The sequence below is a fragment of the Kribbella sp. NPDC048837 genome, from assembly GCF_055586945.1.
The window spans coordinates 26,817-51,298 of sequence record NZ_JBVJHF010000004.1; the positions used below are offsets into that span (position 1 = coordinate 26,817).

29 protein-coding genes and 1 tRNA gene are annotated in these 24,482 nt (G+C 68.6%); 20 read left to right on the top strand and 10 right to left on the bottom strand.

All coding sequences use genetic code 11. The features are described 5' to 3' along the window. Nucleotides 1–23 precede the first annotated feature (23 nt). Complete coding sequence (locus ACZ6O0_RS20140) at nucleotides 24–665, bottom strand: response regulator transcription factor (RefSeq protein ID WP_465766462.1); 642 nt, start codon at nucleotides 663–665, stop codon at nucleotides 24–26. Next, nucleotides 653–2,617, bottom strand: a complete 1,965-nt coding sequence (locus ACZ6O0_RS20145) for a sensor histidine kinase (protein ID WP_465766463.1) — start codon at nucleotides 2,615–2,617, stop codon at nucleotides 653–655. Before ACZ6O0_RS20145 ends, ACZ6O0_RS20140 begins: the two co-directional genes overlap by 13 nt. 136 nt (nucleotides 2,618–2,753) lie before the next feature. On the opposite strand from ACZ6O0_RS20145, the gene ACZ6O0_RS20150 reads away from it, so the two are divergent. Further along, the gene (locus tag ACZ6O0_RS20150; protein ID WP_465766464.1) at nucleotides 2,754–3,434 is read left to right on the top strand and encodes a hypothetical protein; all 681 of its coding nucleotides are present in this window, start codon (nucleotides 2,754–2,756) and stop codon (nucleotides 3,432–3,434) included. 114 nt (nucleotides 3,435–3,548) lie between these two features. After that, the gene (locus ACZ6O0_RS20155) at nucleotides 3,549–4,028 is read left to right on the top strand and encodes a hypothetical protein (protein ID WP_465766465.1); all 480 of its coding nucleotides are present in this window, start codon (nucleotides 3,549–3,551) and stop codon (nucleotides 4,026–4,028) included. A 45-nt stretch (nucleotides 4,029–4,073) separates the two neighbouring features. Here the strand turns inward: ACZ6O0_RS20155 and ACZ6O0_RS20160 are convergent, their stop codons facing one another. Together ACZ6O0_RS20160 and glmU are read right to left on the bottom strand one after the other, a co-directional pair. Further along, complete coding sequence (locus ACZ6O0_RS20160) at nucleotides 4,074–5,054, bottom strand: ribose-phosphate diphosphokinase (protein ID WP_465766466.1); 981 nt, start codon at nucleotides 5,052–5,054, stop codon at nucleotides 4,074–4,076. 14 nt (nucleotides 5,055–5,068) lie between these two features. Beyond that, complete coding sequence (gene glmU / locus ACZ6O0_RS20165) at nucleotides 5,069–6,535, bottom strand: bifunctional UDP-N-acetylglucosamine diphosphorylase/glucosamine-1-phosphate N-acetyltransferase GlmU (protein WP_465766467.1); 1,467 nt, start codon at nucleotides 6,533–6,535, stop codon at nucleotides 5,069–5,071. 188 nt (nucleotides 6,536–6,723) lie between these two features. On the opposite strand from glmU, the gene ACZ6O0_RS20170 reads away from it, so the two are divergent. Together ACZ6O0_RS20170 and ACZ6O0_RS20175 are read left to right on the top strand one after the other, a co-directional pair. Continuing rightward, entirely contained in the window at nucleotides 6,724–7,089 is a 366-nt protein-coding gene (locus ACZ6O0_RS20170) for a hypothetical protein (protein ID WP_465766468.1), read from the top strand. Between the two features lie 17 nt (nucleotides 7,090–7,106). After that, nucleotides 7,107–7,439, top strand: coding sequence for a VOC family protein (locus ACZ6O0_RS20175; protein WP_465766469.1), 333 nt, complete (start codon nucleotides 7,107–7,109; stop codon nucleotides 7,437–7,439). Here the strand turns inward: ACZ6O0_RS20175 and ACZ6O0_RS20180 are convergent. Next, entirely contained in the window at nucleotides 7,429–7,851 is a 423-nt protein-coding gene (locus ACZ6O0_RS20180) for a DUF402 domain-containing protein (RefSeq protein ID WP_465766470.1), read from the bottom strand. The genes ACZ6O0_RS20175 and ACZ6O0_RS20180 overlap by 11 nt on opposite strands. A 179-nt stretch (nucleotides 7,852–8,030) precedes the next feature. Here ACZ6O0_RS20180 and ACZ6O0_RS20185 point away from each other — a divergent pair, with 179 nt between their 5' ends. The 5 genes from ACZ6O0_RS20185 (at nucleotide 8,031) to ACZ6O0_RS20205 (ending at nucleotide 11,153) form a co-directional block, all read left to right on the top strand. Next, nucleotides 8,031–8,855: an alpha/beta fold hydrolase gene (locus ACZ6O0_RS20185; protein ID WP_465766471.1), complete on the top strand. Its 825-nt coding sequence runs from the start codon at nucleotides 8,031–8,033 to the stop codon at nucleotides 8,853–8,855. Next, nucleotides 8,852–9,331 (top strand): hypothetical protein, encoded by a 480-nt coding sequence (locus ACZ6O0_RS20190; RefSeq protein ID WP_465766472.1) that lies wholly within the window; start codon nucleotides 8,852–8,854, stop codon nucleotides 9,329–9,331. Before ACZ6O0_RS20185 ends, ACZ6O0_RS20190 begins: the two co-directional genes overlap by 4 nt. Before the next feature lie 73 nt (nucleotides 9,332–9,404). Further along, nucleotides 9,405–10,007 carry a cadmium resistance transporter gene (locus ACZ6O0_RS20195; protein WP_465766473.1) on the top strand — a complete coding sequence of 201 codons (603 nt, stop codon included), beginning with the start codon at nucleotides 9,405–9,407 and terminating at the stop codon, nucleotides 10,005–10,007. 45 nt (nucleotides 10,008–10,052) lie between these two features. Next, on the top strand, nucleotides 10,053–10,400 hold the full coding sequence (locus ACZ6O0_RS20200) for a hypothetical protein (protein WP_465766474.1): 348 nt from the start codon (nucleotides 10,053–10,055) through the stop codon (nucleotides 10,398–10,400). Between the two features lie 321 nt (nucleotides 10,401–10,721). Beyond that, the gene (locus tag ACZ6O0_RS20205) at nucleotides 10,722–11,153 is read left to right on the top strand and encodes a hypothetical protein (protein WP_465766475.1); all 432 of its coding nucleotides are present in this window, start codon (nucleotides 10,722–10,724) and stop codon (nucleotides 11,151–11,153) included. 95 nt (nucleotides 11,154–11,248) lie between these two features. On the opposite strand, the gene ACZ6O0_RS20210 is transcribed toward ACZ6O0_RS20205, so the two are convergent. Both ACZ6O0_RS20210 and ACZ6O0_RS20215 read right to left on the bottom strand, forming a co-directional pair. Next, nucleotides 11,249–11,989, bottom strand: coding sequence for a phosphotransferase enzyme family protein (locus ACZ6O0_RS20210; RefSeq protein ID WP_465766476.1), 741 nt, complete (start codon nucleotides 11,987–11,989; stop codon nucleotides 11,249–11,251). After that, a complete protein-coding gene (locus tag ACZ6O0_RS20215; RefSeq protein WP_465766477.1) occupies nucleotides 11,968–12,231 on the bottom strand; it encodes a hypothetical protein in 264 nt (87 codons plus the stop codon). Before ACZ6O0_RS20215 ends, ACZ6O0_RS20210 begins: the two co-directional genes overlap by 22 nt. 39 nt (nucleotides 12,232–12,270) lie before the next feature. On the opposite strand from ACZ6O0_RS20215, the gene ACZ6O0_RS20220 reads away from it, so the two are divergent. The 4 genes from ACZ6O0_RS20220 (at nucleotide 12,271) to ACZ6O0_RS20235 (ending at nucleotide 14,902) form a co-directional block, all read left to right on the top strand. After that, nucleotides 12,271–12,708: an adenylyltransferase/cytidyltransferase family protein gene (locus ACZ6O0_RS20220; RefSeq protein WP_465766478.1), complete on the top strand. Its 438-nt coding sequence runs from the start codon at nucleotides 12,271–12,273 to the stop codon at nucleotides 12,706–12,708. A 156-nt stretch (nucleotides 12,709–12,864) separates the two neighbouring features. Next, nucleotides 12,865–13,155 carry a hypothetical protein gene (locus tag ACZ6O0_RS20225; protein WP_465766479.1) on the top strand — a complete coding sequence of 97 codons (291 nt, stop codon included), beginning with the start codon at nucleotides 12,865–12,867 and terminating at the stop codon, nucleotides 13,153–13,155. Between the two features lie 93 nt (nucleotides 13,156–13,248). Beyond that, nucleotides 13,249–14,223, top strand: a complete 975-nt coding sequence (locus ACZ6O0_RS20230) for an NAD(P)-dependent alcohol dehydrogenase (RefSeq protein WP_465766480.1) — start codon at nucleotides 13,249–13,251, stop codon at nucleotides 14,221–14,223. A 190-nt stretch (nucleotides 14,224–14,413) separates the two neighbouring features. Next, nucleotides 14,414–14,902: a GNAT family N-acetyltransferase gene (locus tag ACZ6O0_RS20235; RefSeq protein ID WP_465766481.1), complete on the top strand. Its 489-nt coding sequence runs from the start codon at nucleotides 14,414–14,416 to the stop codon at nucleotides 14,900–14,902. 433 nt (nucleotides 14,903–15,335) lie between these two features. On the opposite strand, the gene ACZ6O0_RS20240 is transcribed toward ACZ6O0_RS20235, so the two are convergent. Then, nucleotides 15,336–15,407, bottom strand: a tRNA-Gln gene (locus ACZ6O0_RS20240). Nucleotides 15,408–15,528: 121 nt separating this feature from the next. On the opposite strand from ACZ6O0_RS20240, the gene ACZ6O0_RS20245 reads away from it, so the two are divergent. The 6 genes from ACZ6O0_RS20245 (at nucleotide 15,529) to ACZ6O0_RS20270 (ending at nucleotide 22,572) form a co-directional block, all read left to right on the top strand. Continuing rightward, nucleotides 15,529–16,530, top strand: a complete 1,002-nt coding sequence (locus tag ACZ6O0_RS20245) for an acyl-CoA desaturase (protein ID WP_465766482.1) — start codon at nucleotides 15,529–15,531, stop codon at nucleotides 16,528–16,530. 97 nt (nucleotides 16,531–16,627) lie between these two features. Next, nucleotides 16,628–17,230, top strand: coding sequence for a TetR/AcrR family transcriptional regulator (locus ACZ6O0_RS20250; RefSeq protein WP_465766483.1), 603 nt, complete (start codon nucleotides 16,628–16,630; stop codon nucleotides 17,228–17,230). A 71-nt stretch (nucleotides 17,231–17,301) separates the two neighbouring features. After that, the gene (locus ACZ6O0_RS20255) at nucleotides 17,302–18,486 is read left to right on the top strand and encodes a sensor histidine kinase (protein WP_465766484.1); all 1,185 of its coding nucleotides are present in this window, start codon (nucleotides 17,302–17,304) and stop codon (nucleotides 18,484–18,486) included. A 75-nt stretch (nucleotides 18,487–18,561) separates the two neighbouring features. Further along, on the top strand, nucleotides 18,562–19,230 hold the full coding sequence (locus ACZ6O0_RS20260) for a response regulator (RefSeq protein WP_465766485.1): 669 nt from the start codon (nucleotides 18,562–18,564) through the stop codon (nucleotides 19,228–19,230). 98 nt (nucleotides 19,231–19,328) lie between these two features. Next, on the top strand, nucleotides 19,329–20,108 hold the full coding sequence (locus tag ACZ6O0_RS20265; RefSeq protein ID WP_465766486.1) for an ABC transporter ATP-binding protein: 780 nt from the start codon (nucleotides 19,329–19,331) through the stop codon (nucleotides 20,106–20,108). A gap of 1 nt (nucleotide 20,109) precedes the next feature. Beyond that, nucleotides 20,110–22,572 carry an ABC transporter permease gene (locus ACZ6O0_RS20270; RefSeq protein ID WP_465766487.1) on the top strand — a complete coding sequence of 821 codons (2,463 nt, stop codon included), beginning with the start codon at nucleotides 20,110–20,112 and terminating at the stop codon, nucleotides 22,570–22,572. A 4-nt stretch (nucleotides 22,573–22,576) separates the two neighbouring features. Here the strand turns inward: ACZ6O0_RS20270 and ACZ6O0_RS20275 are convergent, their stop codons facing one another. Beyond that, nucleotides 22,577–22,924: a VOC family protein gene (locus ACZ6O0_RS20275; protein ID WP_465766488.1), complete on the bottom strand. Its 348-nt coding sequence runs from the start codon at nucleotides 22,922–22,924 to the stop codon at nucleotides 22,577–22,579. A 2-nt stretch (nucleotides 22,925–22,926) separates the two neighbouring features. After that, on the bottom strand, nucleotides 22,927–23,712 hold the full coding sequence (locus ACZ6O0_RS20280) for a methyltransferase domain-containing protein (RefSeq protein WP_465766489.1): 786 nt from the start codon (nucleotides 23,710–23,712) through the stop codon (nucleotides 22,927–22,929). Nucleotides 23,713–23,809: 97 nt separating this feature from the next. Between ACZ6O0_RS20280 and ACZ6O0_RS20285 the strand changes: the two genes are divergently transcribed. Next, nucleotides 23,810–24,307: a MarR family winged helix-turn-helix transcriptional regulator gene (locus tag ACZ6O0_RS20285; protein WP_465689507.1), complete on the top strand. Its 498-nt coding sequence runs from the start codon at nucleotides 23,810–23,812 to the stop codon at nucleotides 24,305–24,307. Nucleotides 24,308–24,482 lie beyond the last annotated feature (175 nt).

Below are 24,482 nucleotides of genomic sequence, written 5' to 3' on the forward strand. Positions count from 1 at the left end.
GTGCGAGTCCTCTGGGAGAGCGGTCAGTGGTCTCCAAGATAGGCCAGTACGGCGAGCACCCGGCGGTGCTGTTCTTCGTTGGTGATCAGGCCGAGCTTCGCCATGATGCTGCCGACATGCGTCTCCACGGTCCGCTCGGTCAGGAACAGCCGGCGGCCGATGCCGACGTTGGTGCAACCCTCGGCCATCAGCGCGAGGACTTCGCGTTCGCGGGGCGTCAACGGGGCCAGGCGATCGTCGGCGCGCTGGCGTCCGATCAGCCGGGCGACGACCTCGGGATCGAGGGCCGATCCGCCGGAGGCGACCCGGTCGAGCGCGTCGAGGAACTCGTCGAGCGCGAGTACGCGGTCCTTCAGCAGGTAGCCGAAGCGGCCGGTAGCGACGAGCTCGACCGAGTGCCGGGTCTCGACGTGCTGGGAGAGCAGGACGATGCCCAGCTCGGGGTTCTGCATCCGGAGCCGGCGGGCGGCCCGGGCGCCGTCGTCGGTGTGGTCGGGTGGCATCCGGATGTCGATCACCGCAAGATCCGGAGTCGTCTCGGCGACCGTGGTCAACAGGCTGGGCGCGTCCACGGCCAGGCCGGCGATCTCGTGCCCGGCGTCGGCCAGCAATCGCGCCAGCCCCTCCCGGAACAGCGCCGAGTCCTCCCCGATCACGATCCGCACGGCAGCACCGCCTCGACCGTCGTACCCCGGCCGGCCGGACTGCGTAGCTCCAGCGAACCGCCGACCGCGGCGACCCGATCGAGCAGGCCGCTCAGACCGGAGCCCGGTCTCGGCGCCGCTCCCCCGCACCCGTTGTCCTCGATCAGCACGCGCACCTCGCCGGTGGACCGGGCCACCCGGACCGTGATCGACGTCGCGTTCGCGTACTTCGCGGCGTTGGTGACCGCCTCGGCCGCGACGAAGTACGCCGTCGTGGCCAGCTCCTCGGGCAGTTCGGACGGGATCTGCAGGCGGACCGGGATCGGCATCGACTGGGTGATCGCGCTCAACGCCGCGTGCAATCCGTCGTCGAGGCTCGCCGGCCGCAGCCCGTGCGCGATCTGCCGCAGCTCGGCGACCGCAGTCGTCAGCTCCGCGACCCCCTGATCCAGCAGTCCGTTCACATCGACCGAACCGTCGCCCAGGTGCCGCTGTGCCAACCGCATCGCCATGCCTAGTGAGACCAGCCGTTGCTGCGCACCGTCGTGCAGATCCCGCTCGAGTCGCCTCCGCTCGGCATCACCCGCCTGCACCAGCCGCGCCCGGCTGGCCTCGACCTCACGCAACGCACCGGCCAGCTCGGCGCGCAACCGCGTCACCTCGACCAGACTGGCCGCCCCGGCCGCAACGGCCTTCAGTACGGCGGGACTCGTCGCATCCGACGCGAGTACGCCGATCTGCGCACCACCCAGCATCACCGGAACCAACTGTGGTCCGCTGACCGGCGTACCGGCGGCATCGACGAATCCAGAAGCCCCTGGGACGAGCAGACCGACCCGCAACGCCGGATCGCGCAGTGCGGTGCGCAGAGCGGACTCCAGCTCCTCCGGCTGCGCCTGCTCGGTGTGGATCCGTCGCTGTAGGTCCTCGATCGCGAGCAGAGCAGCACGACGTGGTGGGTAGAGCCGCCGATCGACCGAGCGCTGCAGACGGGACCGGAGTGGGGAGAGGATCAGCGCGCATACAGCGGTAGCGGCCGCGGCGACGGCTGCGGAGTCGCTCACGACCAGACCGAGTGTCACGGCCGCGACGGCGTACGTACCGAGGAGGACCACCATCACGATGCCGTAGGTGACGGTGTCGGCCACCACGCGGTCGACGTCGTACAGGTCGTACCGGAGCATCGCCACGCCGACGGACGCCGGGAGGGACACCAGGGCGATGAGGCCGAAGACTGTCGCCACGATGCCGGTGCCGCCGGTGACGACGATCTCGGCGCCGCAGACGAACGGATAGAGGACCGCGGCCAGACCGGCGAGCATCAGCCACTTGAGCTGGGCCCTGACCTTGCCGGTCGACCTTCGGTAGCGGATGACCACAGGGATGATCGCCGCGAGGCACAGGACGAGGAAGCCGAAGAACTCGACGTCGCTCACAACCCGGGGGACTCCTGACAGCGGGTCGTACGGTCTGGGCAGATCCTGCAACGGCGACAGGAAGGGCTCCGACGCGAACACGCCGAAGACCTGTTGCAGCACGCCGAGCAGCAGCAAGGCAGGTGGGACCACTCTCCAGCGGCGGCTCACCAAATGCCCGGTCGGGAAGTAGAGCAGCAGGAACGCCACCGCGACCAGCAACCACCAGCCGCTCTCCTCGAGCCATGCCACGACCCTGCTGTCCAGCGGCAGCCGTCCGGGATCGTGGACCACGGCGTTGTAGTAGACGTCGCGGGCGGTCAGGAAGAGCACGATCGCACCGATCCAGCCGAGGATCGCGCCGACCGGGTTGGCCGGTTCGCGCCGGCTGACAGCAAGCCCGAGAACGGCGATCGCGACCCCGATCGCGGCCAGGCCGACGAAGTTCCGGAGCGTGTGCGGCCCGGTGCGGTACGCGATCAGCAGCCAGCAACTCCCCGCGACCATCGCACCGACGATCAGGAAGGTACCGAGCGCGACCCACCGCGGCCACCGCATGTCGTCAGAGTAAGACCGGGGCCCCTCGAACGGCTCCGAGCCAGCACGGAGGGCGGCGTCCGTACCCGCTCCGATGTGCGGCCCGGGGGATCGGGCGTTCGCTGAACCTGTCCGATTTCTCTCGCAGGGGGTCAGCATGTCCACCGAAACTGTCCGGCCAACCGTCGCTCCGTCCGCCGACCCGGTCACCCGCCGGCGCATCGGCGCGGTCGGCCTGGTTCTCGTCATCAGCAACCTCATCGCGACGCCCGGCGGAGTGCTCTGGCCGGAACCGGCCGGCAGCGGCGAGACCTACGCGTACGCCGACATCCAGCCGCTGCGGGACCGCTGGTGGGGGCTCCTGGTGATCCTCGCCGCGAGCGCGCTCCTGGGCGTGCCGGCCCAGGCGTTCCTCACCACCTACCTCGTCCGCGCGCGTGGAGCCGCCTGGGCCACGGCGGGCGGATTCATGATGTGGATCGGCATCGCGTTCCAGGCGGTCGGCGTCGGCGGGCTCGCGGCGGCGTACTACTTCGTCACCGGAGTCGACGCCACGGCCGGTACGCCGGTGATCGACAGCGCCAACGACGACCTGCTGCACCTGTTCGGGCCGATGCTCGCCGGCGCGCTGCTGGTCGCCGTCGGCACGGTGGTCCAGGTGGTCGGGTTGTGGCGCTCGCGCGCCGTACCCCGCTGGGTCCCGCTGCTCGTGCTCTTCGTCGTGATCAGCTTCGTCGTCCCGGGCAACGGATGGATCGGCCTGACCGTCCAGATCCCCATGGCAGCAGGCGGTATCGCGATCGCCTACTACGCGTGGCGGCGTACCGCTGTCGCCTAGTACGGCGAGGAGGCAACGCACTACCCCTAGTCGTCAAGCTTCCCGAACCGTTGTCACGGCCTGGTGCCGGGTGCAGCGTGGAAGGAACAGCGGATCTCTGGGGAGGGAAATCCAATGGGTGAGAACGCAATGGGGCGCCGCCAGGCGCTGAGGGGTGCGGGCATCGCGGCGGGTGGTGTGGCGATCGCCGGACTAGCGACGGCCACGCCGGCGATGGCGGGCAACGACAACGGGTTGCTCGGCAGTTGGATGTGCGTGCGGCAGGACGACGGTACGCCCGACAAGGTCACGCTCGTCCTGAGCTTCGCCGGAGGCGGCGTCCTTGTCGAGCACGACATCAGCCCGGCCGGACCGCCGTTCACCGGAAGCTGGTCATCGAAGGGCAAGTCGTTCCGGGCGACGTTCTGGACCGGCTTCCCGGGCGAGCAAGGTCCGGAATCGGTCGGACCGACGGTCCGGGTGCAGCTGAGGGGCGTGTTGTCCCACGGCAAGATCTCGGCGACCTACCGGTTCACGGTCTTCGCGCCGGGGAGTCTGACCGAGGTTGTGGAGACGGGTACCGGGAGGCTGACGGGACGCCGGATCGAAGCCTGAGATCGAACAGCAGTGGTATGGCGCCAGGCGCCGTACCACTGCTGTCTAGGCGCGGCCCTCGAACAGGCTGGTCACCGAGCCGTCCTCGAAGACCTCGCGGATGGCCCGGCTGATCAGCGGTGCGATCGACAGTTCGGTGAGCTTGTCGAACCGGCGGTCCTCCGCGATCGGCAGCGTGTTGGTGACGATCACCTCGCTGGCCTGGCAGTTCTTCAGCCGGTCCACCGCGGGACCGGACAGGATCGCGTGGGTCGCGGCGATCACCACGCCGGCGGCGCCGTCGGCGTACAGCGCGTCGGCCGCCTTCGTGATCGTGCCGGCGGTGTCGATCATGTCGTCGACCAGGATGCAGACCCGGCCCTTGACCTCACCGACGACCCGGTTCGCGACCGTCTCGTTCGGCCGCTCGATGTCGCGGGTCTTGTGGATGAAGGCCAGCGGTGCGTTGTTCAGCCGGGCCGACCACTGCTCGGCCACCTTGATCCGGCCGGCGTCCGGGGAGACCACGGCCAGCTGCTGGTCGCCGTACTTGTTCCGGACGTACTCGCTCAGGATCGGCAGCGCCATCAGGTGGTCCACCGGGCCGTCGAAGAAGCCCTGGATCTGCGAGGTGTGCAGATCGACGCAGATCAGCCGGTTCGCGCCGGCGGTCTTGAACAGGTCGGCCATCAGCCGGGCCGAGATCGGTTCGCGGCCACGGTGCTTCTTGTCCTGCCGCGCGTACCCGTAGAACGGCAGCACCACGGTGATCCGCTTGGCCGACGCCCGCTTCAGCGCGTCGACCATGATCAGCTGCTCCATGATCCACTCGTTGATCGGCGAGGTGTGGCTCTGGATCACGAACGCGTCGCTGCCCCGGACCGACTCCTCGAACCGGACGTAGATCTCGCCGTTGGCGAAGTCGTACGCCGACGTCGGGACCAGGCCGGCGCCGAGCTGCTCGGCGACCTGCTCGGCCAGGGCGGGGTGGGCCCGGCCGGAGAACACCATCAGGTTCTTCTCGGTGGTTCGCTTCATCCCGCTCATGGCCCAGCCTCCCGTTACGCCGTCTCGCCAGTGTCGCCCTGCGCGGCCTGTTCCGCCGCCAGAGCTTCTTCGGCCGCCTTGGCGGTCTTCGTCCCGGCCCGCTTGCGCGCGACCCAGCCCTTGATGTTGCGCTGCCGGCCCCGGGCCACCGCGATCTCGCCCGGCCCGACGTCCTCGGTCAGCGCGGTCCCGGCGGCCAGGTAGGCGCCGTCGGCGACCGTCCGCGGCGCCACGATGACCGAGTTGCTGCCGATGAACGAGTGCTTGCCGATGTGGGTCGGGTGCTTCGCGACGCCGTCGTAGTTCGCGAAGATCGTGCCGGCGCCGATGTTCGCGCCGTCGCCGATCGTCGCGTCCCCGGCGTACGTCAGGTGCGGCACCTTCGCGCCGTCCCCGATGCTGGAGTTCTTGGTCTCGACGAACGTACCGATCTTGCCCTTCACGCCCAGCCTGGTGCCCGGGCGGAGGTAGGCGAACGGGCCGACATTCGCTCCGTCGCCGATCACCGAGCTCGACCCGTGCGTCCGGATGATGGTGGCGCCGGCGCCGACCTGCACATCCGTGAGCGTTGTGTCCGGACCGATCGTGGCGCCGGTCTGCACGGTGGTTCCGCCGTGCAGCTGGATGTTCGGCAGCAGGGTGACATCGCGGGCGATCTGGACGGTCCGGTCGACCCAGGTGGTGTTCGGGTCGACGACGGTGACGCCGTCGCGCATCAGCCGGTCGAGGGTCCGGCGGTTCAGCTCGGCGCGGAGCGTGGCCAGCTGGACGCGGTCGTTGACGCCCTCGGTCTGCATCGCGTCCTCGGTGACGTGCGCGCCGACCCGCTTGCCGTCGTTGCGGGCGATCGCCAGTACGTCGGTCAGGTACAGCTCGCCCTGCGCGTTATCGGTGGTCAGCCGGCTCAGCCCGTCGCGCAGCGTCGCCGCGTCGAACACGTAGATCCCGGCGTTGATCTCGTCGATCTCACGCTGCTGCGGGGTCGCGTCCTTGTGCTCGACGATCGCGGCGACCGTGCCGTCCTCGCCCGCCACGATCCGCCCGTACCCGGTCGGGTCCGGCACCCGCGCGGTCAGCACCGTGATCGCGTTGCCGTGCTTGTCGTGGTCGGCGATCAGCTCGTGCAGCGTCTCCGCCTCGAGCAGCGGTACGTCGCCCGACGTGACGATCACCGAGCCGTCGAAGTCGGCCGGTACGGCGGTCAGCCCGGCCCGGACCGCGTCACCGGTGCCGAGCTGCTGCTCCTGGACGGCGGTCTTCACGCCGGGGTCCACGTCCTTGAGGTGGGCCTCGACCAGCTCGCGGCCGTTGCCGACCACGACCACCAGGTGTTCGGGCGCGAGGGCCCGGGCGGTGACCACGGCGTGCCCGACGAGGCTGCGCCCGCCGATCTCGTGCAACACCTTCGGGGTCGCCGATTTCATCCGGGTTCCGAGCCCGGCGGCCATGATGACGACCGCCGCGGGGCGATGGGAAGTCACGCGGTCTTCTCCTCGAGTTCCCTGCGAGTTTCTCGAACAAGTATCAGCATGGGCACTCGAACCAGTGCCCGCGCAAGCCTACTTGCTCATCAGAACGCCCTTGACCAGATCCCCCGGCCGTGACCGGTCTCACGTTGCCTCCGCGGTCACTCTCCGTGCTCGATCCGCCGGCGTGGTACTCATCAGCCGTGTACATCCGCTACCAGAGCCCGCACCCAGACCACCGCGGCCGCCACATCGGCATCTTCGGCCTGGTCAACCAGCTCGGGCACCGCGGCCTCCTCACCCCTGACGAGGAAGCCTTCCGCCGCGAGAACAACGCCTGGTACGACGCCACGTACACCAACCCGTCGGACGTCGACCCCACCGTCTACGCCGAGAACCCGCTCGCCGCCGCCTGGTTCAAACCCACCGCCACCCACCTCTTCACCCGCATCCCCGGCTACCTCACCATCCTCGAGGCCCACACCATCCCCTGCACCCGCCACACCTCCCCCGACCCCGGCCGGATCCTCTACGAAGACGAACACCAGATCGTCGTCATCCCGCACTGACGGATAGGAGCACAGACATGGGCCTGACTCTCGGAGCGATCGTGCTGAACGTGAAGGACATCGGTCCTGCGGCCGAGTTCTGGAAACAGGCCCTGGGGTACGACGCCTCCGCCGACAACCCGGACTTCCTCATCCCGCCGGGCGGCCCGGCGACCCGGCTCCACCTCGACGAGACCGACCGTACGCACCTCGACCTCTGGGTCGACCGCACCACGTCCACCCTGGAGTCCGAGGTGGACCGCCTGCTCGGTCTCGGCGCCACCCGCGTGGAGGACTGGACCTACCCACCAGACGCGGACTTCGTCGTACTCGCGGCCCCCGACGGCACCATCTTCTGCGTCATCGAGTGACCGACCCGCTGCGGTCGAAGAAGGATGGAAGCGACGCGAGCGGTCCGATGCTCACCGGCGGGAACTGCGGCGGAGGCTCGACCGAGCCCTCCTCGGTGCCGCGCAGATGCCGATCGACAAAGCGCTGAGCATTCCTGAGCACGGTCGCGCACCCGGCAGCTGTGAGCTTGCCACTGTCCACGGCATCAGCAAGGTCGTCGAGGTCCAGGACGTGGTAGCGATCAGCACCGGGTGGTACCAGGAAGTCGACGTAGAGGTCATGGACGACTAGTCCGGCCTCGGTGCGTTCAACCTCGACCAGGTCGACGTACCACCAGCCCTCCACCGCGCCTTCGAACACGACCGGCCGCGTCAATTGGATGCCCTGGTCAAGCAACAGATAGCTGCGATCGACGGTCGGTCGTCCAGCCACCTGATACTCAGGCAGGATCCGTACGTCGTATGCGACAACCTCTCCGACCCGGCGACCGGGACACCACTGCCCCGTGCGATGAAGAACCCGAACGTTCTCGATAGGCGGCGTTGTGGTCACTTTCGCGACTCTCTCATGACCCAGCCTGACTGTCGGCAAGCTCTGGCATGCTCCCCCGCATGGAGAGTTTCGTGGATGTCGGCGACGTCACCCTGTTCGTCCGCGAACTCGGCCAACGCACCGACAGACCGTCGCTGGTCGTCCTGCACGGCGGCCCCGACGTCGGCCACGGCTACCTGCTCCCCGGCTTCGAGCCCCTGGCCCGCGACCACCACATCATCCTCTTCGACTTCCGCGGCTGCGGCCGGAGCACACGCGGTCTCCCGGACGACGAGCTCCAGCCGGAGTACGTCGTACGCGACACCCACCGCCTGATCGACAAGCTCGCCCTCGACCAGGTCGACCTCCTCGGCTTCTCCACCGGCGGCCGGGCCGCGATGGCCTTCGTCGACAAGCACCCGCAGCAGGTCCGCCGCCTGATCCTGGCATCGACCAGCGCCTACAACACCACCGAAAGCGCCCAATACCTAACAGGCTGGCAGGAGTACGAACGCCGCCAACGCACCGAAGACGCCGCGAATGGTGCCCTCCGCAACTCCACCATCTTCGTCTGGAACCTCGACCTCGCCCCCGCCTACCTCGAACTCCTAGAAGCCCTGGGCCCAGACCAAGGCGACTGGTCCGAGGAACGCGCAATCCAAGGCCTCATGCGCCCCTGGTTCCACGGCGACCCCGAACACCTCCTCCGCACCTTCGCCAAGCCCACCCTCATCCTCCACGGCGAGAAAGACATGGGCTTCCCCGTCCAACTGGCCCACCGCCTCCACACCGCCGTCCCCGGCAGCCAACTGGCCGTCATCCCCAACACCGCCCACATGTGCCACTTCGAAACCCCACAAACCTGGTCCAACCACATCCGCCGATTCCTCGCAGGAACGCCGTGAAGACCCTTGAGACATTCGTGCTCGACAGCGACGGCTGGAGCCGGGCCGACGTCCTGCACGCATGCCGCCTGATCTTCCAGACCCTGCAAGACTCCGCCCACCACTTCGAGACCGACGTACCGAGCGGCGGCACAGATTGGCCGCCAGACGTCGAAGCCGCCGCCGAAGTCCTCCGCACCGCAGCCGCCCGAACTGGCCGAATCGACCGCGCAGGCTACGCCCAAACCGGCATCCTCCAAGCTGCCCCCAACGACCTCTGGTCAGCCTTCATGACCTTCGCCCCCTGGGCGTACGACGCCACCATCTGGAACGCCACCAACCAAGACATCGCCTCCTTCGCCGACGAAGCCCAGTCAATCGCCCTCCGCATCACCCGCCACCAACACGACACACTCGCCACCGCGCTCCCGCCCGCCAGCCTCGTCCCCTACAAAGAACGGCGAAGAACATCCAAGGCACGCCGCCACCGACCGTAGGAGACATCCGCGGGATCAGCAGACCGCCGCATAGGGTGGGCCGGCGATGGTCGGCGATCGGTTGGAGTAGTGAGTGGAGCTGGGCCTGGTCGGCCAGGCAGCCGGAATGTTCGCGGTCACCAACGTCGACGACATCGTGCTCCTCGCCCTCTTCTTCGGCCGGGCACACGGTCAGGGCCGCTCCGGAGCGCTGCGAGTCGTAGCCGGCCAGTACGCCGGATTCGCAGCCATCCTCGCCACCTCGATCCTCGGTGCCCTGGGCACCGGACTCCTCCCCTCCTCCGTCGTCCCGTACCTGGGCCTCCTGCCGCTAGCCCTGGGCCTCCGCGCCGCCTGGACCACCTGGCAAACCCGCCACCAGCCCGACGATGCACCAAGCGACCGCGACGCTCCGGGCCCGACCATCTGGCAAGTAGCCGCCGTCACCTTCGCCAACGGTGGCGACAACATCGGCGTCTACATCCCCGTCTTCGCCACCACCGGCCCCACCGGTACGGCGATCTTCACCATCGTCTCCCTCATCGGCACAGCCCTGTGGTGCGCCGCCGGCCACTACGTCGCAACCCGCCCCCTGATTGCCAAATCCCTCACCCGCTGGGGCCACCTCCTCCTCCCCGCAGTCCTGATAGCCATCGGCCTGACCATCCTCATCCAGGGCTACGCCTTCGGCCTGTGACGACGAATCCGGTAACGCCCAGCCACCCGTTTCGATAGTGGGTTCATGACGAGGATGAGCAGGGCATGGCGCATCGGCGGCGCCATCTACGTCCTGGCAGTGCTGCTGCTGGCGACCTACGTCTACGTCCTGGATTTCGACCTCATCAGGTACCTCTGGCTCGGCACCGCACCAGCCGGCCTGACAGTCCCCTACGTCAGCTACGTCGCCTCAACACCGCTGATACTGCTGGGCCTCGTAGACCCGGTCGACGGCAACGCGCTAGTCCCCTTTCTCATCGCCCTCTGGACCGTCGCCGCAACTGCGAACGTCGCGATCGCCTGGGCAACCTGGAACGCCCTCCGCTCCCTGTGCCACCGCCGCAGTCCAGCTGCCGCCGTCCCGTCCCGCTGAAGCACATCCGCAGCCGTCACCGACGCCGCCTTCCGACCAACCACGGGCCGACGACCAGGGGACGCAGCCGACCGCGGGCAACAACCGCCGTCCTGCTCGACCCGCACTCACCGGCACCCGCACCCCTCGTTCCTGCAAGGCGGTAGGAGGTGGCGGGGGCGTAACGGTCCGACACCAAGCCACTAACGGCTCCGCCGCCATGTGGCTGCGGCCCACTAGCCTGCGCGCATGGCATCGAGGTTCGGTCGCGCGTTGGTGGCTGCCCTGGTGTGTTGCGCTACTGGGTCCCTGGTCGCCTGCGAGCCTCCGCTCGATGGATTCATGGGTCTGACAGTCGACGCGGCCGGGCAACCTGTCGCGGTGATGCAGATCTGCGAGCACGTCGACGGCGTCACGATCTACAGCGAGACCCCTTCGGCGGATCCGGGTCAGTCGCCGATCATGACCCCGGTGGCGACCTGGGTCATCACCCCAGCGGCTTCCGGCTTCGTACAGTTTCCGCTGTCCGGGGGTGGCGACTGGCAACCCCGGGGCGAGCGGAAGCCGCTCCGCGTCAAGACCGAGTATTCGCTCCATGCCTGGAGCAGCACAGGATCTCCGCGAACGGGCCACGCAACGTTTTCGGTGGATGGCTTGAAGAGGTTGAAGTACGGCCAGGTAAACATGGGGGGATTGAAAGCGGAGTCAGCAGATCCGGCCGCCAGCGAACTGACCATGACACTCGCCGACTTCCGAACAGGTCCCTGCACCTGAGCACAGCCGATACCGCAGACAAGGTCCGCCTGCAAGTGCACGCAGCACGCGGAGCCAGACGTTTCTGTTCGGGAACTGGTGCAGGCGCGCGACGGTCAGAGCAGTTGGTCGAGTGAGCGTTGGGTGTGGGCCATCACCTTGTTCAGGTCGGCCGCGAAGGCCGGATTGACCTGGGCCATCCCGGCGAACCACAGCCCGAAGGCGACTTCTCGGGTGGCGATGAAGTCGTCCAGGTGGGTGAGATCGGGCAGCTCGCGGCGTTCGCCGTAGCCGCCGAGAAGCGCCGCACGAAACGCGGGGTAGTCGGCGTGGTTGCGGTTGTCCCACAGCGGTACGGCGATGTCGTAGAGCCAGTAGCCGAATCCGCAGTCGTCGAAGTCGATCACCCGCACCGCATCACCGTCGAACAGCGCATTGTCCAGATGCAGGTCAGCATGGATCAGGCCGAACACTTCCGGCTTCGATCCGAGCTCCGCCATGACAGTACGCATCCGGCGCGCGACCTCGTCGAACTGCGCGCGTACCCGCGCCGGCAGCAGGTCCCAGCACCCGGCCGCGGACACACCGCCGTACTCCATGGTGTTGCCGAAGAAGGTCTCCCAGTCCCACCGCATACGTACGAACCCGGATGGCGGAGCCCACACCGAAGCGTGATCGTGCAAACGGGCGAGAACGCCACCCAACCGCCGAAAGTGCACGGGCCGCGGATTGGCCGCCTGCATTCGTCCGCCCTGCCAGCCGAGGACCGAGCAGACGCGGCCGTCGGCGACGGTAGTCCACTGTCCGCGGCGCGACTGGATCGGCGTCGGCACGCTCAGGTCCGTGTCTGCCTGCAACGCAGACAGCCAAGCGAGCTCCGATCCGACCGCGACCCGCGAATCGACTCCAGGGCCGTGCCGGTTCGCCGATGTACGCGCATCAGGAATCGCCCATCGCGGGAGTCGACCCGGAACGTGGTGTTCTCTCCGTGCGCGATGAACGACAGGCGTGACTCGTCGACCGGATAGTCCGCGATTGCCCGCACGGCGGTACGGCGGATGCGCGCGACCTGTGCGCGCTTCGACACCAGTTCGGGCATTCGCGCAGCGTACCGCGACTCGCCAGGTATGCTCCCGGGATGAATCGGACGCTCGCGATTGTCAGCGGTTATTTCAACCCCTTGCATGTCGGTCACCTTCGAATGATGCGTGCGGCGCGCGAGCTCGGAGATATGTTGCTTGTCATCGTCAACAACGACAGCCAGCAGATGCTGAAAAAGGGCCGGATCATCATGGCGGAGAACGATCGAATGGAGATCGTCGAGAGCATCCGCGTAGTCGACATGGTTCTCCTTGCCACCGACGTCGACGGATCGGTCCGGCAGAGCCTCGCCGACGTACGGTCGAAGTTCCCAGGTGATCAGCTCCTCTTCGCCAATGGCGGCGACCGCCGCAACGCCGGCGAAATCTCCGAGGCAGAAGTCTGCACAGAGCTGGGTATCGAGATCGTCTTCGGTGTCGGCGGCAACGACAAGGCAGACGCAAGCTCCCGCATCATCGCCGCGCTCGACATCTGACGTATATCCCAGCTCCAGCTCCTCGAGTTCCGGCTGGGGCGCGTAAAAGGGCGCCCGGCGGGAGGCTCAGCGGGTGATGATGGTGCGATGCCTGAACGACACTCACGCGCGGTACCCGGCGGTCGAGCTTTCTACCTGACCGAACGCCTCTGGAAGTTGGCCGAAGATCTTCCTGTCGAATCCGTGCCGATCGACGCAATCCGGGAGTTCGACGAGGATTGCTGGTTCGGAGGCAGGGCCGTCACCTGCCGAATGGTCGCCCGGCATGCCGACCTCATTCAGAAAGCCGATCTCAGCTACCCGGTGATCTTGTCGGCGGACGGGCGCTTGATGGACGGCGGGCACCGGATCTCGAAGGCCTGGCTCAGCGGGATGACGACGATCGATGCCGTTCGGTTCAGAGTCGACCCGGAGCCCGACTACTACCAGTGGGACGCCGCCACCTGAGCCCACCTGTCCGTCCGAGCCCGTTCCACACCTCCGCTCGCCTGAGGTCCGTGTCGTCGAGCGTCGGGCTTGCTAGGTTGCCACTATGACCGGGTGGACCGCGGGGCGGGCGTGAAGGCTGTCGTCTACGACCGGTACGGGTCGCCCGATGTGCTGCGGGTCGAGGACATCCCGGTCCCCTCGCCCGCCGCCGGCCAGGTGCGCGTGAAGATCGCCGCGACCTCGGTCAACCTCAGCGACTGGGAGTGCCTGCGCGGCTCGCCGGCGTACGCGCGGATCGGCGGGCTGCGCGTCCCGGCTCGCCGGACGCTCGGATCGGATATCGCCGGCCTGGTCGACGACGTCGGTGAAGGAGTGACCCGGTTCCGGCCCGGAGACGAGGTGTACGGCGACAACCTCAGGCTGATGGGTGGCTTCGCGGAGTACGCGCTCGCGCCGGAGTCCGCGCTCGCCCGCAAACCGGCCCAACTCACGTTCGCTGAGGCGTCGACGATCCCGCAGGCGGGCGCTATCGCCCTGCAGGGCACGGAGAGGGCCGCGCCGGGTCGCCGGGTGCTGATCAACGGCGCCGGCGGAGGGTCGGGATCGTTCGCGATCCAGCTCGCCAAGCGGCTCGGTGCCCACGTCACCGGTGTCGACAACGCCGCCAAGCTGGACTTCATGCGGTCGGTCGGCGCGGATGACGTGATCGACTACCGCCAGGAGGACTTCACCCGGACCACTCAGCCGTACGACCTGATCCTCGACCTGGTCGCGCACCGGTCGGTGTTCGCATACCGGCGTGCGCTGGCACCCGGCGGCACCTATCGCTGCGTAGGTGGGTCGGTGCCCACGCTGCTGCGCCTGCTCACCCTCGGCTGGCTGGCTGGGCGACTCACCGGTCGCGCCATCGGGATCCTCGCCGTCAAGGAGGGGCCAGCCCATTTCGAGCCGCTGGCCGCCCGCTGTGTCACCGGGGACATCAGGATCCACATCCACCGCACCTTCGCGCTCGAAGAGGTTCCCGCAGCGCTTGCTCACGTCGGCGAGGGACGCACCCTCGGCAAAGTGGTTGTCGCCCTCTCCTGACGCAATTCGATCGCGATTCACCGTGAGCGGCAGATCAAGACGTTGCGGACTCATTTTGTCGGTGGCCGGTGACAGAGTCGGGTCGTCGAGGTGGTGGGTGCCCGGCGGTGGTCGGTCTCGGGTGCCCGCCCGCGGACCCACGGGTGGTCGACGCAGATGACCGAGCCCTATCGCGAAGGAGTGACTGGACATGACCGGGGTCCACGACGTGACACCCACGGTGCGTCTCAGGAGTGTCGAAGACCCGGACCTCGAGGTGTTCTTCGACCACCAGGCGGATCCGCGGGCGGTCGAGATGGCGGCGTTTCCGGCTCGCGACAAGGATCAGTTCGCGGCGCACTGGGCGAAACTCCGCGCCGACGACACCCTGGTGGTACGCACCATCGTTGCCGATGGCATGGTGGCGGGAAACATCGGCTGCTGGCCGGACGACGGGCAGCGTCTGCTCGGCTACTGGGTCGGACGCGAGTTCTGGGGCCGCGGCGTCGCGACGCAGGCGCTCGCCCTGCTGGTGGACGAGGTGCCGATCCGGCCGCTGTACGCCCATGTCGCGGCGCACAACGTGGGCTCGATGCGCGTTCTGGAGAAGTGCGGCTTTCGGCGCGATCGCGTCCAGGAGGCGGAGGCGCCGGCATCCGACGACGGCATCGAGGAGTTCATCTTCGTGCTGAACGCGTAGGCCTGCGCAGTACGGCGCCCGGCGAGCCTCGCTTGACGCCAACACGCTGCCATCGGCATGACCGCGCCTTCCTCTCCGCGGCACGTGCTTGCGGTTTCCGAGGTGACGCGTTGAGGACTGCAGCCCTGCTCGTCGGTGTCGACGAACACGATCGGCAGCCCGCGGCAGGGTAGACGGAGCGAGTGCGGGCGGGACCACGGCGCGGTCGGTGCGAGCGATAGCGAGCAGGTCGTGGGCGGCAGCCCACGCACCCCGAGCGAAAGCCCGGAACCCCGGCGACAAGCCGGCACCCCGCGCGGTAGCGCGGCACTCCGCGCGGTAGCACCAGGAACGCGCGCAGCACGCACCGTTTTCGGGTGGGTGGGAGGCGGCGCGCAGCACGCGACGGCAGGAGCGCGCGTAGCACCGCGCGGGCAGGATCCAGTACTTCTAGCTCCCCCGCCAGGTTTCGATCCTGGTCTTCGAGATTCAAAGTCTCGCGGGCTGCCGATTACCCCACGGGGGATCGTGGTTGCCGGGACAGTTTGCCATGAGTGGGGCCGGCAACACGCTGAGGGGTTCCTTACCTACGCCTCCGTAGGTTACGGTAGCGTAGGTAAGCTGTCCCCCACCCGAGGGAAAACCTGATGACTCCACCCGCCGTTGCCGCACCGGAGGCGCCGACCCGCGCCCAGCAGGCCGACGATTTCGATGTCGACACCGGAACGCTCGGGGGTGAGCAGAAGCGCCCGTGGGAGCAGGTCGCCCTGGCGCTGTTCATCGGGATTCCGTTCCTGGCGGTGCTGGCGGCGGTGCCGATCGCGTGGGGCGGGTTCCTCGGCTGGCACGACGTCGTCCTCGCGGTGGTCTTCTACACGATCGCCGGGCACGGCATCTCGATCGGCTTCCACCGGTTGTTCACGCACAAGTCCTTCAAGCCGAACCGGCCGATGAAGTACGCGCTGGCCATCGCCGGCTCGCTGGCGATCGAGGGGCCGGTGATCCGCTGGGTGGCCGATCACCGCAAGCACCACAAGTTCTCCGACCGTGACGGCGACCCGCACAGCCCGTGGAAGTACGGGAACACCCTCGGAGCGCTGACCAAGGGCTTCTACCACGCGCACGTCGGCTGGCTGTTCGACACCGAGCAGACTCCGCAGCGCCAGTACGCGCCGGACCTGCTGAAGGACCGCGACATCGTCAAGGTGTCCCGGATGTTCCCGCTGCTGGTGGCCGTCTCCCTGCTCCTGCCGGCCGTCATCGGCGGGCTGTGGTCCTGGTCGATCGAGGGCGCGCTGACCGCGTTCTTCTGGGCCAGCTTGGTCCGGATCGCGCTGCTGCACCATGTGACCTGGTCGATCAACTCGATCTGCCACACGATCGGCGACCGGCCGTTCAAGAGCCGGGACAAGTCGGGCAACGTGTGGTGGCTGGCGGTCCTGAGTCAGGGTGAATCGTGGCACAACCTGCACCACTCGGATCCGACCTGCGCGCGGCACGGCGTACTCAAGGGACAGCTCGACACGTCCGCCCGGTGCATCTGGTTCTTCGAGAAGCTGGGCTGGGTCAGCGACGTCCGCTGGCCGGTCCGGGAGCGCCTGGAGGCCCGCCGGGCCGACGCCGCCTCCCGTACATTGAAAGCGGCCTGACCGTAAAACACCCACCCGGCAACACCGAAGTACGGCATGATGCTGACGTGATCTCGACGTGACGGAACCCAAACCGCGGCGGTCCGGCCGAGTCCGGATGACGAGTGCCGAGCGTCGCGAGCAACTCATCACCATCGCCCGGGGCCTGTTCGCCCAGAAGGGGTACGAGGCGACCTCGGTCGAGGAGATCGCGGCACGCGCCGAGGTCTCCAAGCCGGTCGTGTACGAGCACTTCGGCGGCAAGGAAGGCCTGTACGCCGTCGTCGTGGACCGCGAGGTACGAGCGTTGCTCGACGGCGTCACCGGTGCCCTGACGGCCGGCCGCGCGCACGAACTCGTCGAGCAGGCGGCACTCGCCCTGCTCGACTACATCGAGAACAACTCCGACGGCTTCCGGATCCTGGTCCGCGACTCGCCGGTCGGGTCGTCGAGCGGCTCGTTCATCTCGATCCTGAGCGACGTCGGCACCCGGGTCGAGCACATCCTGGCCGAGGAGTTCAAGCGCCGCGGCCTGGACCCGAAGAACGCCCCGATGTACGCCCAGATGCTGGTCGGCATGGTCGCGCTCACCGGTCAGTGGTGGCTGGACGCCCGCAAGCCGAAGAAGCCGGACGTCGCCGCGCACCTGGTCAACCTGGCCTGGAACGGTCTGTCCGGCCTCGAGGCGAAGCCGACGCTGTCCACCCGACCGCACAAGTAGACCCCGGTCGTACGGCGGCATCCGCCCGGAGGCTGACCTCCGGCGCGGACCGAACCCGTACCCTGGCCCGCATGACGGGGATCCTGACCGCGCGGCCCGTGCCTGCCCGCAGCAAGGCGTTCGACCTGCTGCTCGCCGGCGGGCTGACGCTGTTCTTCGGCTTCTTCTCCGTCGCCCAGGCCGGGTTCGCCGGCATCCTCGCGTTCGGCATGCTGATCCCGCTGATCTGGCGCCGCACCCACCCCGAACTGGTCTTCTTCGGCGTCTCGGCGCTGGCCGTGCTGCAGTGGCTGGCCGGGGTCGAGCTGATGGCCGGCAACGTCGGCCTGCTGGTCGCGCTCTACGCCATCTCCGTGTACGGCGCTGTCCCGCTGAGCCGGATCGCCCTCGGCGTCGGCGGTCTCGGCGTCCTGATGGCGACCGCGCGCTACTACAACGGTGGCGACTGGAAGCAGCAGATCACGATGATGGTCGCCCTCGGCGCCCTCGTCTTCGGCGTCTGGGCCTTCGGCGAGCGCCGCCGGACCCGCGGCCTGTACGTCGCCCAGCTCGAGGAACGCGCGGACCAGCTGGAGCGTGACCGCGACCGTGAGGCCAAGCTGGCGGTGAGCAACGAGCGGACCCGGATCGCCCGGGAGATCCACGACGTGGTCGCGCACGGCCTGTCGATCATGATCGTCCAGGCCGACGGCGGCCTGTACGCCGCGGACCAGTCACCGGAGCAGGCGAAGAAGGCGCTGGCCACCATCGGCGACACCGGCCGTGCGAGCCTGACCGAGATGCGCAAGATGCTCGGCCTGCTGAAACAGGACGAGCAGCCCGAGCTCGACCCGAACCAGCCGCGCCCGCAACCTGGTGTCTCGAGCCTGCCCGAGCTGATCGACAACGTCCGCGACGCCGGGCTGACCGTCGACTACGAGGTGACCGGCGAGCCCCGGGATCTGCCCGCGCTGCTCGGACTGACGGCGTACCGGATCGTGCAGGAGGGGCTGACCAACACGCTGAAACACGCCGGGCCGGGAGCGCGCACCTCCGTGCAGCTGGACTTCGGGCGCGAGATGCTGACCGTGGTGGTCACCGACGACGGCCGGGGCGGCGGAGTCGCGCCGACCTCCGATCCGGGCCACGGCCTGGTCGGGATGCGGCAACGCGCCTCGATCTCGGGCGGTACGGTGAGCGCCGGACCGAAGGCGGGCGGCGGTTACGAGGTGATCGCCAAGCTCCCGTACGACCTGCCCACTGGAGGAGAGACATGAGCGAGCGCAGCGAGTGAACAATAGGCACAGCAACACTGTTGGTCACGCCGGAACCGAGCGAAGCGAGGTGAAGGTGTGAACAACGACGTGATCAGGGTCTTCCTGGTGGACGACCAGGAGCTGGTCAGGGCCGGATTCACGATGCTCGTGGACTCGCAGGCGGACATGCGCGTGGTCGGCCAGGCCGGCGACGGCGGCGAGGCGATCGAGAAGATCCAGGTGACCGCGTGTGACGTCGTCCTGATGGACGTCCGGATGCCCCGCCTGGACGGGGTCGAGGCGACCCGCCGGCTCCAGTCGTTGCCGCAGGCACCCAAGGTGATCGTGCTGACCACGTTCGACCTGGACGAATACGCGTTCGCCGCGATCAAGGCCGGTGCCGCCGGCTTCCTGCTTAAGAACACCCCGCCGGCCGATCTGCTGTCCGCGATCCGGCAGGTGTACTCCGGTGACGCGGTGGTCTCCCCCAGTACGACGAAACGCCTGCTGGAGCACTTCGCCGGCGCCCTGCCCGACGCCGAGACCGAGCGCCCCGACCTGGCCGACCTGACCGCCCGTGAGCGCGAGGTCCTGGTCGAGGTGGCCCGCGGCCTGTCGAACACCGAGATCGCCCGGCTGTTCACGTTGTCCGAGGCAACGGTCAAGACCCACATCGGCCGGATCCTGGCCAAGACCGGGCTGCGGGACCGGGTCGCCCTCGTCGTCCTGGGATATGAAACGGGCTTGGTCAGACCCACCAAGTAATACCCAGGTAGGACCCGCGGTGCCCCCTCTGGTCCGACGAAACCAGGCGGGCGGATCACTAACTTCTTGGACAACATCACGTTGAACCGAGGAGTGACATGAGCTTGCAGACCGGGGAGCTTGCGGCCGGGCGGCTGCCGCAGGACGGGACGCCGCGGACCGCGATCCGGGCGCACGACCTGCGCAAGGTGTACGGACAGGGCGATACCGCGGTCGCCGCGCTCGACGGGGTGTCGGTCGACTTCGGCGTCGGCCAGTTCACCGCGATCATGGGCCCGTCGGGTTCGGGCAAGTCGACGCTGATGCATTGCCTGGCCGGGCTGGACACCCCGTCCGGCGGACAGGTGCTGCTCGGCGAGACCCTGCTGACCCGGCTGCCGGACGCCGAGCTGACCAAGATCCGGCGGGACCGGGTCGGGTTCGTGTTCCAGTCGTTCAACCTGCTGCCGATGCTGTCCGCGAAGGACAACATCCTGCTCCCGCTCGAGCTCGGCAACCGCAAACCGGACCAGCAGTGGCTGAGCACGCTGATCGATGTCCTCGGGCTGAGCGACCGGCTCACGCACCGGCCGTCCGAGCTGTCCGGCGGCCAGCAGCAGCGGGTCGCCGTCGCCCGCGCGCTGGTCGGCCGGCCCGAGGTCGTGTTCGCCGACGAGCCGACCGGCAACCTGGACTCGCGGTCCGGGGCCGAGGTGCTCGGCTTCCTGCGCCGGTCGGTCCGCGAGTTCGGCCAGACGGTCGTCATGGTGACCCACGATCCGCTGGCGGCGTCGTACGCCGATCGCGTCGTGATGCTCGCCGACGGCAAGCTGGCCGGCGATCTGCGCGCGCCGACCCCGGAGACCGTGCTCGACGCGCTGCGGCAGCTGGGGGCCTGAGGTGCGACGCTCCATCCTCTCCTCGCTGCGCGCCCACCTGGGCCGCCTGGTCGCCGCCTGCCTGGCGATCGTCCTCGGTGTCGGTTTCGGCACCCTGGCGATGACCGCGCACGCGTCCGCGTCGCACGGCATCGACGAGACGATCGGCGCCCAGTACCGCGGTGTCGACGCGCTCGCGTACCCCGAGAACGGCGAGATCACGCCGGCCGACATCGCCGCGGTCCGCCAGCTCCCGCAGGTCGCGTCCGCGGTGACGATGACCACGGCGTTCATGGAGGCGTCGTACCCCGGCCTGGTCCGCTCGACCAGCCTGCAGATCGACGCGCTCTACGACACCACCCACATCGCCGGGCCCGGTACGTCGTCCGGACGGTTGCCCACTGCAACGAATGAGATCGCGGTCCCGGCCAAGCTCGCCGCGAAGCACAAGCTCGCGGTCGGTCAGACGCTCCGGATCAGCTCGTACAACAACAAGTCGTGGAACGTCACCATCACCGGTCTGCTGGACGACTCCAAGGCCGTCGGTACGGCGGCCGCCGTCGCCACCCCGGCCGCGGTGAAGGTCTTCGAGCCCGAAGCGTTCACCCGGGCGCTCGCGGTCGCGGCCAAGCCCGGTGTCGACCAGCAGACGATGGCGACCGCTGTCCAGCACGTGGTGTCGAGGGACCTCAAGGTCTACACCGGTGACGCCTGGATCCAGCACGAGGTGGAGGGCTTCACGAACGGCATCGACGTCCTCGGCGGGGTGTTCGGCATGTTCGCCGTGATCGCGCTGTTCGTCGCCTGCCTGGTGATCGGCAACACGTTCACGATCGTGATCGCCCAACGCACCCGCGAGATGGCGCTGCTGCGGTGCGTCGGCGCGTCCCGCCGCCAGGTGTTCTCCTCCGTGCTCGCGGAGGCCACCGTGGTCGGTGTGGTCGCCTCCGCGACCGGGGTCGTCTTCGGCGTCGCACTGTCCGCGCTGGCGCTGGCGTTGTCCCGCGAGTTCGACTGGGGTATCCCGCCGGTCCCGCTGCACCTCGACCTGTTGTCGGTGTTCGTGCCGCTCCTGCTCGGCACGTTGGCCACCATCGTGGCGGCCGTCGTACCGGCGCGCCGGGCGACCAAGGTCGCGCCGCTGGCCGCGCTTCGTCCGGAGGCTGCTCCGGCGGCCGCGTCGAAGGCCGGCGTACTGCGGTTGATCTTCGGCTTCCTGCTGCTCGCCGGAGGTGGGCTGCTGCTGGCGGCCGCGGCCTCGGGCCACCAGGTGCTGGTCGGTGTCGGCGGTGGCGTGCTGTCGTTCCTCGGCATCCTGGCGATCGGGTCGCTGTTGGTCCCCGCGCTGATCCGCCTGCTCGGCGCGCTGCCGGCTCGCGGTGGCGGCGTACCGGCCAGGATCGCGGTCGCCAACGCCATCCGGAACCCGAAGCGTACGGCGGCCACCACGTCGGCGCTGTTGATCGGCGTGACGCTGATCAGCCTGACCTGTGTCGGGATCGCGTCGGTGCGCAAGACGTTCGACGTGTCGATGGACGGCCAGTACCCGGTCGACCTGATGGTCAACGCGTACAACGAGAAGATGCCGTCCGGCGCCGAGCAGCAACTGCGGGACATCAAGGGCATCACGCAGGTCGTCCCGATCCGCCAGGTGACCGTGAAGACCAACGGTCAGGAGCTGCCGGTGACGGGCATCGACCCGGCCGCGGCGGGGTCCGTCATCCACAACCCGGCGATCGTGGCCCAGCTGAAGCCGGGTACGGCGTTGTTCGACTACCAGACCCTGCGCATGCTGAAGCTGGAGGAAGGCTCTCCGGTGACCATCGTGTCCGGTGGGCACAAGCTGTCCGTGACGGCGCGGCTCGCGACCGGGCTCGATCCGATCACGGTCACGTCCACCGATCTCGCGAAGCTCTCACCGAGTGCCTCGGTGACCGGGTTCTGGCTGGCGTCGGACCCGAAGGCGGACGGTTCGCAGGTGATCGACTCCGTGCAACAGTCGATCCCCTCGATCAAGGAGCTCGGGGTCACCGGCGGACTGGCCGAGCGGACCAGCTACACGAAGATCTTCGACGTCCTGCTGATCGTCGGCGTCGGACTGCTCGGGGTCTCGGTGCTGATCGCGCTGGTCGGTGTCGGCAACACGCTCAGCCTGTCGGTCCTCGAGCGGACCCGGGAGAACGCGCTGCTGCGGGCGATGGGCCTGACCCGGCGCCAGTTGCGCGGGATGCTCGCGGTCGAGTCGTTGCTCATGGCACTGGTCGCGGCCGGCCTCGGGATCGCGCTCGGCCTGATCTACGGCTGGACCGGGACGAGCGCGCTGATGGGCGGCCAGACGGTCGACGGCGGCGTCGAGTACGCCGTACCCGTGACGCTGCTCGTCGTGATCGCCGCGGTCGCTGCCGTCGCGGGCCTGCTCGCCTCGGTCCTCCCGGCCCGGCGGGCCGCGAAGGTCGCCCCGGCAGGAGCCCTGGCGACCGAGTAATCAGTCAGACGATCTCCACTCGATTCCCGTGGCCGTCGGCGGTGTGAAACCGCCGGCGGCCCGGGATCGTCTCGTTGTCCCAAGCCACCGGGAATCCAAGGTCGGTGAGTTTGGCGGCCAACGCATCCAGATCATCGACAGCCAGTGCCGGGTGCGCCTTCTTCGCCGGCGCGAAGCCTTCCTCGACCCCGACATGGATCTCGGCCGCACCTGACCTGAACCAGCACCCGCCACGCGCCTTGAGCAGCTCCGGCTTCTCCACCTCGGTCATCCCGAGCGCATCCCGGTAGAACGCCCGCGCCACGTCCTCCCCGCCCGGCGGACACGACACCTGCACATGATCGAGCCGCATCGTCATCCCTCCTTCCGCGCCACCGCGAAGATCCGGCGGAACGGGAGCAGCGTCCCGTAGTCCCGTTGCGGGTACGCCTCGGCCAGCCGAGCGCCGTACTCCGCCTCGAACCGCACGCGCAGGTCGTCCGGCAACGTCTGCAGCACCGGCCGCGCGCCGGTCCCCTTCACCCACTCCAGTACGGCGTTGTCGCCGGACAGCAGATGGAAGTACGTCGTCTCCCACGCGTCGACCACGCATCCTTCGGCGCTCAGCGCGTCGACGTACTCGGCCGGGCCGGGGACATCGGGCCGCAGCGACGCGTCCTTCGCGTACTCCGCGTACGGGTCGGTCTCGGCCAGCTCGCGCAGGATCGCGTGCGACGGGGCGTTGCCGTTGCCGGGGATCTGGATCGCCAGCCACCCGCCCGGCCGCAGCGCGCGGACGAAGCCGGGCAGCAGGTCGAGCTGCTCGGGAACCCACTGCAGGGTCGCGTTGGTCACGATCACGTCCACCGAGCCGGGCTCGACGCTCCACTCCCGCACGTCGCCGAGCTCGAAGCTCAGCCGGTCGTCGGCGAACTGCTGCGCCGCCTCGAGCATCTGGGGCGAGTTGTCGATGCCGACGATCGTTGCCTCCGGCCACACTTCCCGCAGCGTCGCGGTCAGGCCGCCGGGACCACAGCCGAGATCGACGACCGTCCGGACGTCCGCGGCCCGGATCCGGCCGACCAGATCGGCGTACGGGCGGCCGCGCTCGTCGGCGTACGTGCCGTACTGCTCCGGACTCCACACGGGTGACGTGCGCATGGTGAGCACCTCTCTGACGCATTTATCTTGACATCGAGATACTCTAGTCCCCCTACTTGTCTTGATGTCAAGAGTCTTGATGACGTAGTCTCGAACCATGGAAGACGAGGTCGACCGGCTGCTCGAGGCCTGGCGCCGGGAGCGCCCGGACCTCGACGTGGCACCGATGGAAGTGCTGTCCCGGGTCAGCCGGCTGGCGCGGCACCTGGATCGCGCCCGCAGTCAGGCGTTCGAGACGCACGGCCTGGAGTCCTGGGAGTTCGACGTGCTCGCGGCGCTGCGCCGGGCCGGCGCGCCGTACCAGTTGTCCCCCGGCAAGCTGCTGAAGGAAACCCTCGTCACCTCCGGCACGATGACCAACCGGGTCGACCGGCTGACCGCGCGCGGCCTGGTCGAGCGCCTGCCGGATCCGGCCGACCGCCGCGGCGTGCTCGTCCAGCTGACCACCGCCGGGCGCGATGCCGTCGACGCCGCGATGGCCGACCTGCTCGCGCACGAGCGCAAGCTGCTGGGCACGATCAGCGAGCGCGACCAGGCGAAGATCGCCCGCGTGCTGCGGGAACTGGTCCGTCCGTTCGACCTGGAAAAACACTGATCATTCGGCGTGCCGCGCTCCGAACAAACCCCCTGATCGGATCAGGCAAACGATCGCTGGAATTGTGCCGGAATAATCCGAAAAGACCGCCCGTCACTTCCGGCCTGTTTCGATCGTTGCTAGTTGCAACGAGATCGAGAGACTGCTGTCACGGACGACTATCGACACTGAGTGA

What these genes read in the sequence shown, in the direction of transcription:
- ACZ6O0_RS20145 (WP_465766463.1), bottom strand. Translation starts at nt 2,617, where the DNA reads ATGCGGTGGCCGCGGTGGGTCGCGCTCGGTACCTTCCTGATCGTCGGT.
- ACZ6O0_RS20150 (WP_465766464.1), top strand. Translation starts at nt 2,754, where the DNA reads ATGTCCACCGAAACTGTCCGGCCAACCGTCGCTCCGTCCGCCGACCCG.
- ACZ6O0_RS20155 (WP_465766465.1), top strand. Translation starts at nt 3,549, where the DNA reads ATGGGTGAGAACGCAATGGGGCGCCGCCAGGCGCTGAGGGGTGCGGGC.
- ACZ6O0_RS20160 (WP_465766466.1), bottom strand. Translation starts at nt 5,054, where the DNA reads ATGAGCGGGATGAAGCGAACCACCGAGAAGAACCTGATGGTGTTCTCC.
- ACZ6O0_RS20175 (WP_465766469.1), top strand. Translation starts at nt 7,107, where the DNA reads ATGGGCCTGACTCTCGGAGCGATCGTGCTGAACGTGAAGGACATCGGT.
- ACZ6O0_RS20185 (WP_465766471.1), top strand. Translation starts at nt 8,031, where the DNA reads ATGGAGAGTTTCGTGGATGTCGGCGACGTCACCCTGTTCGTCCGCGAA.
- ACZ6O0_RS20200 (WP_465766474.1), top strand. Translation starts at nt 10,053, where the DNA reads ATGACGAGGATGAGCAGGGCATGGCGCATCGGCGGCGCCATCTACGTC.
- ACZ6O0_RS20205 (WP_465766475.1), top strand. Translation starts at nt 10,722, where the DNA reads ATGGGTCTGACAGTCGACGCGGCCGGGCAACCTGTCGCGGTGATGCAG.
- ACZ6O0_RS20215 (WP_465766477.1), bottom strand. Translation starts at nt 12,231, where the DNA reads ATGCCCGAACTGGTGTCGAAGCGCGCACAGGTCGCGCGCATCCGCCGT.
- ACZ6O0_RS20220 (WP_465766478.1), top strand. Translation starts at nt 12,271, where the DNA reads ATGAATCGGACGCTCGCGATTGTCAGCGGTTATTTCAACCCCTTGCAT.
- ACZ6O0_RS20235 (WP_465766481.1), top strand. Translation starts at nt 14,414, where the DNA reads ATGACCGGGGTCCACGACGTGACACCCACGGTGCGTCTCAGGAGTGTC.
- ACZ6O0_RS20245 (WP_465766482.1), top strand. Translation starts at nt 15,529, where the DNA reads ATGACTCCACCCGCCGTTGCCGCACCGGAGGCGCCGACCCGCGCCCAG.
- ACZ6O0_RS20250 (WP_465766483.1), top strand. Translation starts at nt 16,628, where the DNA reads ATGACGAGTGCCGAGCGTCGCGAGCAACTCATCACCATCGCCCGGGGC.
- ACZ6O0_RS20255 (WP_465766484.1), top strand. Translation starts at nt 17,302, where the DNA reads ATGACGGGGATCCTGACCGCGCGGCCCGTGCCTGCCCGCAGCAAGGCG.
- ACZ6O0_RS20265 (WP_465766486.1), top strand. Translation starts at nt 19,329, where the DNA reads ATGAGCTTGCAGACCGGGGAGCTTGCGGCCGGGCGGCTGCCGCAGGAC.
- ACZ6O0_RS20275 (WP_465766488.1), bottom strand. Translation starts at nt 22,924, where the DNA reads ATGCGGCTCGATCATGTGCAGGTGTCGTGTCCGCCGGGCGGGGAGGAC.
- ACZ6O0_RS20280 (WP_465766489.1), bottom strand. Translation starts at nt 23,712, where the DNA reads ATGCGCACGTCACCCGTGTGGAGTCCGGAGCAGTACGGCACGTACGCC.
- ACZ6O0_RS20285 (WP_465689507.1), top strand. Translation starts at nt 23,810, where the DNA reads ATGGAAGACGAGGTCGACCGGCTGCTCGAGGCCTGGCGCCGGGAGCGC.